Source organism: Pseudoalteromonas sp. MBR-15 (genome assembly GCF_053628915.1).
In genome coordinates this window covers 70,183-84,175 of sequence record NZ_JBRJHH010000015.1, presented here as the reverse complement: position 1 = coordinate 84,175, position 13,993 = coordinate 70,183, and the positions used below count along the sequence as shown (strand labels likewise).

The 13,993-nt window shown below is 40.2% G+C and carries 7 protein-coding genes; 6 read left to right on the top strand and 1 reads right to left on the bottom strand.

Features of this window, described 5'->3' with window-relative positions; genetic code table 11:
* Nucleotides 1–187: 187 nt before the first annotated feature.
* The 3 genes from ACSSVW_RS17640 (at nucleotide 188) to ACSSVW_RS17630 (ending at nucleotide 6,600) form a co-directional block, all read left to right on the top strand.
* A complete protein-coding gene (locus ACSSVW_RS17640; RefSeq protein WP_454179848.1) occupies nucleotides 188–4,387 on the top strand; it encodes an ATP-binding protein in 4,200 nt (1,399 codons plus the stop codon).
* 91 nt (nucleotides 4,388–4,478) lie between these two features.
* Entirely contained in the window at nucleotides 4,479–4,784 is a 306-nt protein-coding gene (locus ACSSVW_RS17635; RefSeq protein ID WP_036969446.1) for an H-NS histone family protein, read from the top strand.
* Nucleotides 4,785–4,851: 67 nt separating this feature from the next.
* On the top strand, nucleotides 4,852–6,600 hold the full coding sequence (locus ACSSVW_RS17630; RefSeq protein WP_454179839.1) for a DEAD/DEAH box helicase family protein: 1,749 nt from the start codon (nucleotides 4,852–4,854) through the stop codon (nucleotides 6,598–6,600).
* A 36-nt stretch (nucleotides 6,601–6,636) separates the two neighbouring features.
* Here the strand turns inward: ACSSVW_RS17630 and ACSSVW_RS17625 are convergent, their stop codons facing one another.
* Complete coding sequence (locus ACSSVW_RS17625) at nucleotides 6,637–6,966, bottom strand: ribonuclease E inhibitor RraB (RefSeq protein WP_036969441.1); 330 nt, start codon at nucleotides 6,964–6,966, stop codon at nucleotides 6,637–6,639.
* A gap of 170 nt (nucleotides 6,967–7,136) precedes the next feature.
* Between ACSSVW_RS17625 and ACSSVW_RS17620 the strand changes: the two genes are divergently transcribed.
* From ACSSVW_RS17620 to ACSSVW_RS17610, 3 genes are all read left to right on the top strand, one after another.
* Nucleotides 7,137–8,864, top strand: a complete 1,728-nt coding sequence (locus ACSSVW_RS17620; protein WP_454179838.1) for an autotransporter assembly complex protein TamA — start codon at nucleotides 7,137–7,139, stop codon at nucleotides 8,862–8,864.
* Nucleotides 8,864–12,565, top strand: a complete 3,702-nt coding sequence (gene tamB, locus ACSSVW_RS17615) for an autotransporter assembly complex protein TamB (protein WP_454179837.1) — start codon at nucleotides 8,864–8,866, stop codon at nucleotides 12,563–12,565. Before ACSSVW_RS17620 ends, tamB begins: the two co-directional genes overlap by 1 nt.
* Nucleotides 12,566–12,861: 296 nt before the next feature.
* Nucleotides 12,862–13,752, top strand: a complete 891-nt coding sequence (locus ACSSVW_RS17610; protein ID WP_454179835.1) for a peptidylprolyl isomerase — start codon at nucleotides 12,862–12,864, stop codon at nucleotides 13,750–13,752.
* Nucleotides 13,753–13,993: the final 241 nt, after the last annotated feature.

Sequence of the window (13,993 nt, the reverse complement as noted above, 5' to 3'; positions counted from 1 at the left end):
TATTTGAACTAAGGTGAATTAGAGTGGTGTTGTTCACACGTTAAAACGAGTTAGCTTAAGTGATACACGTAAAGTTGTTGTTAGGGCTTTTAAATAGTCTTTGCCGTAAAGAAATCTAAGCAGTGGGGATTTCTGAATTGTTGTATTTAATTTACACTGCTAAAATGTAACAAATTTTAACCTTCTTATTGGCATCATTCTGAATAAGCTATTCTTATTTTTCATTGCGTTAACATTTGCTTTCCTTTCAAGTTGTGCATATGCAAAGCAGCTCAAAGCAGGTATCGTTAATTATAACTTCTTTCCTTATCATACACGTGATGAAAATGGCCAGTTTTCGGGGGTCATCGTTGGTTACAGTAATGAGATTGCGCGATTAGCAGATGCTGATTTAGAGTATCATGTATACGACAGTCTCGATTTACTGTTAGATGCGCTTCAGGCGGGCGACATTAATTTTACTGTGGGTCTTAATAAAACCCAGCAACGTAAAAAGCATTTTTTATTCTCTTCCGCATTTATGGAAGCCCCACGGGGTATTGTTGCAAACCAGTCTATTGCTAATGATGCATTAAAGAATTTAGCGAGTCTGCGTTGGGTATGTATAACGGGGAGCTCACACTGTGAGTATTTAGCCGAAAATGGTGCTTTATTCATAAACCGATTTATTCAACCTGAAGATGCGATAGACAAGGTTGCTGATGGTACGTTTGACGGGTTTTTGGGGGACTATTCAGTGTTGTCTCACCAATTAAAAAATCACTCTAAAAATAACTTAAAGGTTGTTAGTCCTATTTGGCTCGAGAGTGAAACCCTTCACGTCATGTTTAATAAAGAGGAAACCGCATTACGAAATCAAGTTAACTCGGTACTCGCCTCTATTTCACCTGCGACTAAACAGCTGTGGGAAAGTTCTGCCAGTGAAGAATACATCGCTGCAAAGGCATACAGTAAATTCAAGCGTGATTTTAACCGTATTGATGCACAGCAGAGTACTAACTATTTACTCACATTCTCGTTTATTGATGGTTTATACCCCGTTAATTCAACCAGTAAAACAGGCGAAGCTACTGGGTATTTAAATGATACTCTTGCATTGCTTTCACAGAGAAGTGGCATACAGTTTAAATATATACCCGCTGCAAATAGTAAAGAGTTAGAAAAGCTATTTCTTGCAAATAAAATCGATATCATTCCATCGATGACACCTGACAAAATAGATGAAGGAATATTAATTGCGTTACCCTCACATTATAGCTTCGAAATGGTATTGGTTTCTAAGCGTGCGAGTAAAATTCGCCGTATTGGTTATATTGAGGCGTTTGCAGATCCTAAAGAAAAATTAGTTGGTAGCGAGCCTATCGAAACCGTGTCATTTGACTCAATTCAAACGCTTTTCTATGCACTAAGAAATGATGCTGTTGATGCGGCTATGCTACCGCAGAGCATTGCAGCGTATCAGCTAAACCAGTTTTATATTGGTGAGTTTTATATCAACCCTAAATATCGATATACACAGCCAATTTATTTTTTAATTAATAGGCACTTTTCTGAATTAACAACGTTGCTAGACAGTTTATTTAAAACCTTAACTAGTAATGATTTTAGCCATGTTGTAAATCGTCATGGTATTTTTAATATAGAGCGTGGTTATGATAAAAAAACGGTCAATATCACTGCAATTTTGGTGTTGATTTTAGTTGTTTTATCACTGACTTACTTTATCAATCGGCGTCTCAATATAAATCGGGAAATAGCGAGTCGTAAGCAATCAGAACAGGCTGCACTGAGTAAGCTTAATTTTACGCAAAAGTTAATTGATGATTTACCCACGATGGTTGTTATTCAGGATCAAGACCAAAAGCGCATCATGTGGAATAAAGCGTATAAAGATAATTTCGCGCATCTTTGGGATGACGAGCAGCAATTTTTGCGCAGTGATCTTGCAGTCGTTAAAGAATTAGTAGATCAAAATAAGCAAAGCCTTACTTCGGGTAAAATAATTAATCAACATATTCGCTTCACCAATCGTCTGGGTAAACCACTCGAGTTGCTTTATACAAAGAAGCCTTTTTTGGGGATTGACGGCCATATCGCAGGGATCATGACTGTGATAACTGATGTCACAGAGCATAATAATCTGCAGCGAGAAAATGAATCTGTTCAAAAATTATTAAAGACGATCACGGATACGATACCCGGCGGGGTATTTCAATATGAATACTATGACAATGGTGAGGGGTTTTATACTTACATAAGTAAAGGAGCGCAAAGCCTTTTAGGGATTACATCTCGAACCATTAACCAACGCGGTATGACTGGGTGTATTTCACCGCTTATTGTTGATGAAGACAGAGTAAAAATTGCGAAGAGTTTTAAGCGAGCGGCAAAGCGTAACTCAATGATTGATATTGAGTTTAGGGTTAATAACTTAGGGCAGAAAATATGGTGTCGTTACATTGCGACAGGCGAAAAAAATTCTGATGATCAACTTCAAGGCGTTCGCTGGAATGGTATATTGCTTGATATTAGTTTACTCAAGCGTCAGCAAGCAGATTTAAGTAAAGCAAATCAACTGGCTCATCAGGCCGATTTAGCTAAAAGCCGATTCATCGCGACCATGAGTCACGAGTTAAGAACCCCCATATCTGGCATTAATGGTTTTATTGAACTACTGCGGGCTTCTTATTTAGATGAAGAGCAGTTCTACCTCGTAGAACATATTGACAGTGCAATTTCGAAATTACGTAACTTGGTTGATGACATTTTATATTTTGCAAATACAAGCTCAGGTAAAATTGAAATCGACTGCCAAGATGTAGATCTCGAGTCCCACTTGTGCCGTGTTTTAAGGGCGCATGAATATTTAGCAAAACAAAAAGGTCTCGAATTCCGTTTAACGTGGCGAACAGCTGCTTTTACTCAAGCGCGTATAGATGTAAGTCATTTACTGCAAGTTTTGTCTAATATTTTAAATAATGCCGTTAAGTTTACTGAGAAAGGCGCGATTAGCTGCGACGTTTTATTTGAAAAACAGACCTTGAAGATTGAGATATCCGACACCGGCGCAGGAATGACTGCCCAGCAACTTGCGCATACTTTTACACCCTTTGAGCAAGCTGATAACTCGACAGAGCGACGTTATGGCGGCACAGGGCTCGGTTTAACACTTGCTAAGCAATTAATAGAAGCGATGAAAGGTGAAATTAATATTTCCAGTACATTTGGAAAAGGTACGAATGTATTTATTTCTGTTCCTTTGACTAAAGTCGCTAAACCTGATTTAGCAGCGAGTTCTGTTTATTGGTCTGTGTGTACTCAGAATCATTTATTACTGAATAATTTAGCAAGCATGGGAGTTAAACATAATCAGCTCAGTCATCCTTTAGATGCTAACGTATTTCAGCAAGTTGATAATATGATTATTGATGAAAAGTATGCCATTGAGCGATGGGGTAAAAATTGGCAAAAGAATATTTGTAATATTGAGAATAAATACATCATCGTGGCCAGCGCTAATGATACTCAAACTCCCGCAAAATGTAGTTGCCATATTTTACTTGTTGATCCTCTTTATCCCGATTTACTCAGAGAGCTGGTTAACAATGTTCATTGTGGTGTTGACGTATTAACACATAGCCTCACAACTGCATTGCATGGGCAGATTCTAATTGCAGAAGATAATAAAACTAATCAGCTTCTTTTAGAAAAACAGTGTCAAAAATTAGGCATAAAAGCCGTGATGGTTGAAGACGGTTTAGCCGCATTAAAAGCCCTAGAAAATGATAATTTTGATGTATTACTAACTGACTGTCATATGCCTCATTTAGATGGCTTTAAATTAGCTAAGCAGTTACGCGATAAAGAAAAGTTTAAGTATTTACCGATCATTGGTTTTACTGCTGACGATTCACAAGAGTGCCTAAATAAAGCGTTAGATGCAGGCATGAACAGTGTGTTATTTAAGCCATATAAACTTAACGAGTTATATAATCGTTTAGCCGAGTTTATTGAGGTAAATAAAGATGAAATACAGGTACAAGATGAGGCGCCAGTATCGAACCTGCAAGGTATAAAAGATAAACAACATTGGTTAAATGTTTTTGGTAATGAAAATGACGCTAAAACACTAGCAGAGGTGTTTATTACGAGCTTGAAACAAGATCTAAACACGCTAACTGCACATGTGGATAACCAAGATATAGAAAAAATTCCCCCTGCTATTCATAAGCTTAAGGGGGCTATTGTGATGTTGCAATACCCGCCATTATCAAAACTTATAGTGAGTACTGAAAATCGCTTTAATCAAGAAAAAGAGACATTAATAGTCAGGGAATTAATTGTTGAGTTAAGCGACGTGATCGAAAAAATAAAGTTATGGTTATAATAAACTTAAATTAGATTATTTTATTTTTTCACCATATACTAAGCTGTGTATTGATATGTATCTTTAACTTTTATAATTAAGAGAGCTTTAAATGAAAGAAATCCGATCTTTTGTCAAATCTGCGTCTTTAACTGAACTTGAAAAAGCAAAACAGTTAATTGATTCAGCTATCGAGAAATATACTCAACAGCAAGAAGCTAAAAAAGAAGTACTCGATCTGCTAAAAGAAAAAGGACTTACATTAGAAGATTTACAAGATGTAGTAGGCACAGATAAGCGTACGAAAGTAAAACCTAAATACCGCATCGAATACAATGGTGAAATTATTGAATGGACAGGCCGTGGTAAACGCCCTAAAGCATTTCAAGGTGTTGACTTAACTAAGCACCTCGCTTAATTTCACCCATATGAACTTTTAGGGAAGCACATGCTTCCCTTTTTTGTCTTTATTACAGCACAAAATAATGAAATACGTACTTAGACCTTATCAGCAAGAGGCCGTACAGCGAACGGTTAGCCACTTTAAGCAATCGGACGAGGCTGCACTGATTGTATTACCAACAGGCGCGGGCAAAAGTTTAGTGATTGCTGAATTAGCACGTATTGCTAAACAGAAAATTTTAGTATTAGCACATGTTAAAGAGCTCGTAGAGCAAAACGCGCAAAAGTACATCAGCTTTGGTTTTGAAGCGAGTATCTTCTCTGCAGGGCTTAAACAAAAATCGCTTAAAGAACAGGTTACGTTTGCAAGTGTGCAGTCACTAGCGCGCAATACGGCGCAACTTAGTGATACGTATTCATTGCTCATTATTGATGAGTGTCATCGCGTCAGTGGGGATGATCAAAGTCAGTATGGTCAAGTGATATCCAGCCTTAAGAAACAGAACCCCCGGCTAAAAGTATTGGGGTTAACCGCGACTCCTTTTCGTATGGGAATGGGGTGGGTTTATCATCATCATTATCATGGCTTTGTAAGGGGAGATAAAGACGCACCCTTTAAAAAGTGTATTTTTGAGTTACCGCTTCGTTACATGATTAAACATGGCTATTTAACGCCGCCTCATGAAGTAGACGCAGCCATAAGCCATTATGATTTTTCATCTTTACCCAGCGATTCATTTGGACGCTATAGTGCTGAAAATATGAATGCGCTCCTCAAAGATAATACCCGCGCAACGAAGGCGATTATTGAGCAGGTTATTGACTACAGTGAGCATCGGCACGGCGTCATGATTTTTGCGGCAACAGTCATGCATGCCAAAGAAATCGTCGGCTACTTGCCAACTGACAATACCGCATTAATTACTGGTGATACAGATAACAACGAGCGCGACACTATCATCAATCAATTTAAAGCGAAAAAGTTGAAATTTTTGGTCAATGTGTCTGTACTCACCACCGGATTTGATGCGCCGCATGTCGATTTTATTGCCATTTTGCGTCCAACCGAGTCAGTCAGTTTATATCAGCAAATTGTTGGCAGGGGGCTTAGATTAAGTGAGGGGAAAAAAGAGTGTTTAGTGATTGATTACGCAGGCAATGGCTTTGACTTATTTTACCCAGAGGTGGGCAGTAAAAAAGCCCAAAGTGACAACGAACCTGTGCAAGTACTGTGTCCTGGTTGTGGCTTTGCGAATATTTTTTGGGGAAAAACAGATGCCGCAGGCAATGTCATTGAGCACTTTGGACGTCGCTGCCAAGGTCTTCTAGACGATGATGATGGCACGCAAATACAGTGCGACTACCGTTTTAGGTTTAAAGAATGTGAGCAGTGTGGTGAGCAAAATGATATAGCAGCGAGGCAATGCCAAGCTTGCTCAGCCATGATGACAGACCCCGATGATAAGTTGCGTGAAGCCCTTAATTTAAAAGATGCGTTGGTGCTTCGCTGTAGTGGTTTATCGGCACAACTTATCGCAAATGAGCTGTTGAAAATTAGCTATTTTGATGAGGATGGTGCCAGTTGCGACGAAGTTTTTAATCTTAGCAACGACACAGGCCGTTTTATCTTTAACAAGCAATTTGGTCGGCGAGCTCAAGGGAATAGTGCCCCGATTACCTGGAAAACAGCAGAACAGGTTATTGAACAACAACATGTATTGGTCGCGCCAGATTTTGTTATTGCCCGAAAGAACAAAAAGTATGGTTGGAAAGTTGCCCAGAAATTATTTGATTATCAGGGTAATTATAGAAAAGCCAATCAATTAAAGTAATCAACGCCTGCCATATGCAGGCGTTATGTCGCGTGTTTATTCGTCAGCCATTAAACCCCAACCATCACCATAGCCGTTGTGGCTATTTGCGATGCTCTCGAGGTATTGTTCAGTTTGGCTTAATAGCGTGTGGTCAGGGACCATTTCAACACGTGTAACGACTTCCCACACCCCGGTGTCGGGACACTTTACTAACTCTGTTGCAGGAGCTAGTTCATCACTTGCAATTGCCGTTGCGAACTTTTCTGCTTCAGGTTTTTGTTCAAAAAGAATATAGAAATCTATTACTTGCATGCTGGTTAAATCAACACCAGCCGCTGCAATTTCTGCTAATAATTGACCATTTTCGTCGTCAGGGAAATGCATTTAATCGCTCATTCATTATAAATCTAGGAATTGTTAGCTATTGTAGCGAAAATAATTGGTTAACGCGCACTAATTTTAACACTTCAATTATGTCAGTGGCTATTTCACTGTGCTAGTATCATTTTGTATTTATCTGATTTATGACACTTTCAAAAAAGTAAGGATATTTTTTGTACATTCGGCATTTCTTTTTTGTCTTTTTAATTTTATTTTTTTCACTGAGTAATAATGCATTTAGTGCTGAAACGATCATCAAAGATTATAAAATTCAAGGGGTCAATGGCGACCTAGAAAAAAACGTCGCGCTTTACATTAAACCGTTAGTAGATGAAAAAACGTCTAAAGCCTTGCAGCGTCATGCTAAAAGCCAAGTAAAAGCGAGCTTAAAAGCACTGGGGTATTATAAGCCTGTCGTTAAAATAAAATTTGATAACGCCGAGCAGTTGATCATCGTTGATATAGAGCGTGGGCCAGTGACACGTATATCCGACGTCGATATTACCATTAGCGGGGCCGGTAAAGCGGATCCTGAGTTTATGGTTGCTGTAGATAGTATTAGTTTAAAACCGGGTGATTTTTTAAATCACGCTAAATATGAAGCGGCAAGGAAGCGTATTGAAAGTCAACTTTTAGAGCTGGGGTATTTTGATGCTAAATGGCATGCACATACCTTGGCTGTATCTCTTAAGAAAAACAGTGCGAAAATTACCTTCAATGTTGATACCGGTCCTCGTTATCAATTTGGTGAAATAACGATAGGTAATCAAACGCCAGCTGAAAAATACATTCGATCTTTAGCTGAATTTAAGGCAGGTCAACCTTACAAATCAACAGAAGTATCCGACTACAATCTAGCGCTCTCGAGTACCCCTTATTTTACGAGTGTACGAGTCTATGCCGACATAGCAAATCGAAAAGATGGCAAGGTGCCAGTGAATGTTGATGTTTTGCACAAGCCTGCAAATAGTTACGAAGTGGGGGGAGGATTTAGTACCGACCTAGGCCCAAAAGTGCGTTTTAAATGGTCTAAACCGTGGATTACACAAGACGGACACTATCTCGAAAGCAACCTGAATGTCTCTGAAAAGCAACAAGACATATCGTTAGGTTATACTGTGCCGGTAAATGATCCAAATGATGATTTATGGCGTTTTTCAGTCGGTTATAAGCTCGAAGATAAGCTGACGAATGATGTATACAGTAAAATTTTAACAGCCCAACTTCAGCGCCAGTGGTTAACTGATGATGAGTGGGTGCGTACTGCCTTTTTAAGACGCGATAGAGAAACCTACCAAATTGGCGATGAAGAGCAAAGCTCTAAAATGCTGATGCCAGGCATTAGTTACGCGAAAAAAGACACCGAAGGTGGCACAACACCTTACGAGGGTTATCAATGGCTTATATCTGCCGAATTTGGTTTAAAAGACATGTTTTCAACGACAAATATTTTGCGACTTCAATTGCAGAACGCTTGGCTTACAACCGTTGCTGATCGTCACATGATATTTTTACGTGCTAATTTGGGGGCCATGTTAGTGGATGATATTGACAATGTGCCTTTTTCACTGCGTTTCTATGCGGGGGGGGACCAAAGTGTCCGTGGTTTTGCATATCAATCAATTTCTCCTGAAGATGAAAAAGGTCGCCTTATTGGGGGGAAATACCTAGCCACTGGAACTGTTGAGTATAACTATCAATTTGCAGAACATTGGCGAGCTGCCGTCTTTGTAGACAGTGGTACAGCGACTAATGATTTTACTGATCGTGTTGAAGTAGGTGCTGGTTTTGGTTTTCGTTACTTAACGCCCGTTGGACCCGTTCGCATTGATCATGCATGGGGGCTGACAAAAGAGAGTAAAAGTACCCGTTTAAGTATTACCATAGGGCCTGAAATTTAATGAACAAGTTTAAAAAAACGACGACGATTTTATCAGCCATACTAGTCAGCGTAGGCGTCATACTTTTTTGTTTATTATTCACCGCGCCAGGAAATCACTTTATTGCATATTCAGCTAATAAATTAGTAGATGGCTTGAAGATAAATTTACCGAGTGGGCGTTTTTTGTACAATGATGCATTCGATATCTCGTACGATAAACAAGGACTTAAGTTTTCAGCAAAACAACTAAAAATTGATTTGTACTGGTGGGGGTGTGATGGTGTTTGTGTAGACAACTTAAGTGCGCAAACAATAGATTTAAAACTTGATACACCCCCCTCTTTGGCAGAAAACCCACAACCAACCGATACAGAAATGACTGACGGTGAGCCCACGACGGCTGAGCAAATAACGTTACCGATAAATGTCACGGTTAAACGCATTGCTGTTAATCGTTTTACCTTGGAGCATGCAAGTGCTGATGTGACGGTGAGCAAATTAAACCTGACAGCCTATGCATCACAATCTGATATCAACGTACACGCATTTACTATCGTCGATATTGCAGTTGCATTGCATGAAGTAAAAGAAGCCCCAAAAAGTGCGCCGCTGAATGAGCTGCCAGCTCTACCATCACTTGATTTTACCTTACCAATTAATGTGCAATTGCACGCATTTAAGGTCGATAAAGTTGCAATAACTCCTTTTGCAGCTGAAAGTGCGCACGTTATTAACAACATTGAACTTGAAGCGATAGCGAAAGAGAGTGAAATCAGCGTCGAGAAATTGGCTGCACGTTACATTGACTGGCAGTTGAATACCCAGTTTCATGCGCTTTTAAGGGGTGATAATAAAGTTGATGCCTCGTTGTCTGTGGTTAATTCTCAGCACCAAGCAACTCTTGGCTTAAATGGGCGTTTAGGGGATTTAAACTTAAACCTCACTACGCAGGGTCAATACCCAGCTACACTGAGTGGTCAAGTCAATCTACAACAAACGAATTACCCGTTTAGCCTAAAAGGTGGCATTGATACGTGGCTGTTAGACACAGAAGCTGCGCAATTACGTTTATCTGACCTTGCTATCAGTATGCAAGGCGATGCGGATGATTACGCCATTAATGTGAATTTAACAAGTCGGCTAGGTGCATACCCTGCGATGTTAACTGAAATGCAGGCAAATGGAGGCCTTACACGAGTCAAAATTGATCAACTAAAGCTCAGTGCTAACGACAGCCAAGCTACGGTTAACGCATCAGCAGATTGGTCTGAGGGCGTGACAAGTCAGTTTTCAGGCACGTTAAGCGATTTAAAAGCTCAGTACTTAACGGATGCCGTAAGCAGTAATTTATCTGGCAAGTTTAATGGCTCCTTCACTCTAAAAGACGAGGATTGGCAGCTAATCTTAGCAAACACAGTGATTGATGGCACAGTAAATGATATCCCTGTGAACGTCGCCTCTGACTTTAAACTCGACAGCAGCCTTCACGCGAGTTTTGATAAGCTTGAGCTTAAAAGTGGAAATAACGAAATTACACTATCGGGTCAAGTCGATGATACATGGCTTGTTGACGGTAAAATCCGCCTTGATGCAAGTGAACAAAGTGTGCTTCCTTTGCAGGGGAAAGGAAGTGCAGACCTTAAATTGCGCGGAGCACGCCTTGAACCGACAGCCAATGTGAACTTGCTCCTCAATACTTTAAGTTATCAGGATATCCAAGTTGAGGGTTTAGCGTTAAACGGGCAGTTTGATTATGCTGCGGACTGGCAAACAGAGATATCGCTTATTTTGGATTCAGCTAGTTTTGCTGAGCACAAAATTAATCAGATTGAACTTAATGCCTCAGGTGACAAAACGGATCACCATGTCGTATTTTTACTGGATGCTGATCAAGGTAAAGTGTCGTTTGATTTAGATGGAAAGTTCACAAAGAACACGTGGCAAGGGGCGTTAAGTCAAATACTTGTTACCGATAATAAAGTTCGTTTTGGAACAGATAAAGCCATTAATGTCAGTGTAAATACGCAGACGCAAGACTTTAATGTCTCGGCACACTGTTGGCAAAGTGAAAAGTCTCAGTTGTGTGTAAACACCTTGCAGCAAACAAAGCAATTGGGTCAACTTAATGCGCAACTTGGGGCGTTATCGATACCAGAGTTTAAACATTTCTTACCTGATAATCTCGATTTAACCGGCTTAGCGCAAGGTGAGTTTGTTGCCAACTGGCATAACGCAGAGCTAAAAACCCTGCGAGCTAACATTAATACGCAAGAACTAGCTGCATCACTAATCGATGGTGCGACAGTTTATAAGCTACCGATTGAGGTCTTCAGCCTGTCTGCGATAAGTGATGCAGAAACGGCGAAGCTTGAAGCGACACTCGACTCATCAGTACTTGGAAAAGTAACCTCACAAATTAATGTAGAGGATATTCAAAACCAGCAATTACTCTCGGGTGATCTGGTTATTGAAAAAATTCTACTCACGAATATACAGCCTTTTATTGGCACGTTAGAGCAGCTAAATGGTGATATTAAGGGTCAGCTGGCCTTGGCTGGTTCATTAAAAGAGCCACTCATTAATGGCGAGCTTAATGTTGACAGCATCAACTTAGAAGGAGCAACGCTTCCTGTTTCATTGCAAAACTCACAGGTGAATATCGCTTTTAATAACCAAAGTGCGACAGTGACTGGTGAGCTAAAAGACAGTGAAGGGGGAGCGCTAAAGTTATCTGGGGGTGTTGATTGGCATGCAGATTTACCCGATGTAAATTTACAATTGCAAGGCAATGAGTTCTTTGTACGTGCGCAACAAGATGTCACCTTTAAAGTGTCGCCTGAGCTCACTATGTCATTAAAAAATAATGCCTTTAACCTTGAAGGGCAGGTTGTTGTTCCGTGGGGGCGGATTGCCATTGAAGAGCTACCCGAGGGAGCTGTGCAAGTCAGTGATGATGAAGTCATTGTGGATATTGAACAACAACAAGCTGAAAAAGCTCCTTTCGATTACGCTATCAACTTAAAGGTACTGGTTGAAAGAGACGTGCGTATTGATTCATTTGGATTACAGTCAAAAGTCGAAGGGGATATTAATATCAACATGGACCAAACGACACCGATGATTGCCACCGGAGAATTAAACCTTGTTGAAGGAACCTACCGCGCTTTTGGCCAAGATTTACAAATAAGGACAGGTCAAGTCGGCTTTAGTGGCTCTATAGATAAACCGTATTTAAATATTAAAGCTATTCGCAACCCTGATAACACCGCAAATGGTGTGGTTGCGGGTATTACTTTAACCGGGAATGTGGAACAGCCATCGTTAAAAGTGTTCTCAGAGCCGGCAATGGATCAAGCACAAGCATTGGCTTACTTATTGAATGGTCAGCCACTTGACGAAGGGGACAGCTCAACCGATGCAATGTTGACGCAACTATTACTAGCGCAAGGTGTTAACCGCAGTGAAGGTGTGGTATCTAAAATTGGCGAAAGCTTTGGTTTATCGGATGTGAGCTTGAGTTCTACAGGCAGTGGCGATGATACTAAAGTTGAAATATCAGGCTATGTTACGCCCGGTATTCAAGTGAAATACAGCGTGGGGATTTTTGATTCATTGAGTGAGGTGGCAGTGCGCTATCAACTCTTGTCACAACTGTATATTGAAGTAATCAGCGGTCTTAATCGCACTGTTGATATTCTGTATAAGTTTGATTGGGATTAATAACCATACCAATCCGCAATAAGACTTAATCATGTTGAGGGACTAAACCTGTCGCTGCCTGTGTTAAAAATGTCTGATTTACGACTGCATGGATGCAGGAGGTAGAGCAATGCAGGAGCAATTGCAGTGAACACCTCAATAACGACATTTTTGTATTGTTATTAACGAGGTTATATTGCCTCAACATAGAGCACTTAATTAAGCGAATCGTATCACAGTGCGTTGGGGTATTTTTACTTGCTTAATTGTTAAGAAGTTAATAGGCTGAATTGTCAATTACTTAAAAGATAATAATAATGAAATTTAGTCTATTAACGGTATGCGTTGCTGCACTTTTAACAGGGCCTATTCACGCTGCTGATAACGTTGAAAAACGCTCAGCAGCTGAAATTATTGAAACCGCAGATGAGTCTCAATGGCGCATTGTGCAACCAAACAACGTTCTTAAACTTACTCTCCCGACGGGTGCCGCGTATATTGAGCTCAATGATGGCTTGGCGCCTTTGCACGCCAAAAATATGCGACTACTCGCCCAAGAAGGTTTTTATCAAGGGCTGAGTGTTTATCGCTTTGTTGAAGGTTTTGTCGCGCAAGGTGGTGACGCGAATGAAACAAAGTCGGTTAAAAAGGCGAAAAAAGCGCTGCCTGCTGAATTTTACTTAAAAACGGATACACCACTGGCGATCACTGAATTAAAAGGCCCAGATGGTTACGCAGTAAAAACGGGCTTTCTAAATGGGTTCGCGGTTGCGCAAAATGAAAGTCAAACACAAACATGGCAAGTGCATTGCCCCGGCATCTTTGCAATGGCTCGTGATAACGATATTAACAGTGGTGGCACAGAATTTTATGTCACTATAGGTAATGCACAGCGCTACCTAGACCGAAATATTACAGTGTTTGGGCGTGTATTAGAGGGGATGGAGCACTTTAATCAATTAATGCGAAAGCCCATTGAAGGTGCGGTATTTAATCCTATTACAGATATGCAAGTTCTGGCTGATATTACAGACACTGATACAAGCCAGTTTAAAGTAATGAAAACAGATTCAACAGCTTTTAAACAGTTAATCGATGCGCGCAAAAATCGAGTAGAAGATTGGTTCGTTGAAAGCCCACATTACATCGACGTATGTGCCATGCCTATTCCAACCGAGCGAATAATGCCAAGTCGCAGTAATACTTAATCATTTTGAGGGATTAAACCTGTCGCTATCTGTGTTAAAAGTGTCGGATTTACGGCTGCATGGATGCAGGAGGTAGAGCAATGCAGGAGCAAATGCCGAGAACACCCCAATAACGACATTTTTGCCTTGTTATCAACTCGGTTTGATTGCCTCAAAACTGTTCATTTAATTGAGCGAATTGGCATAAATAAGCCATGACCACCCAATAGATTATTTGATACAATGGTTGCCCTATTGGCAA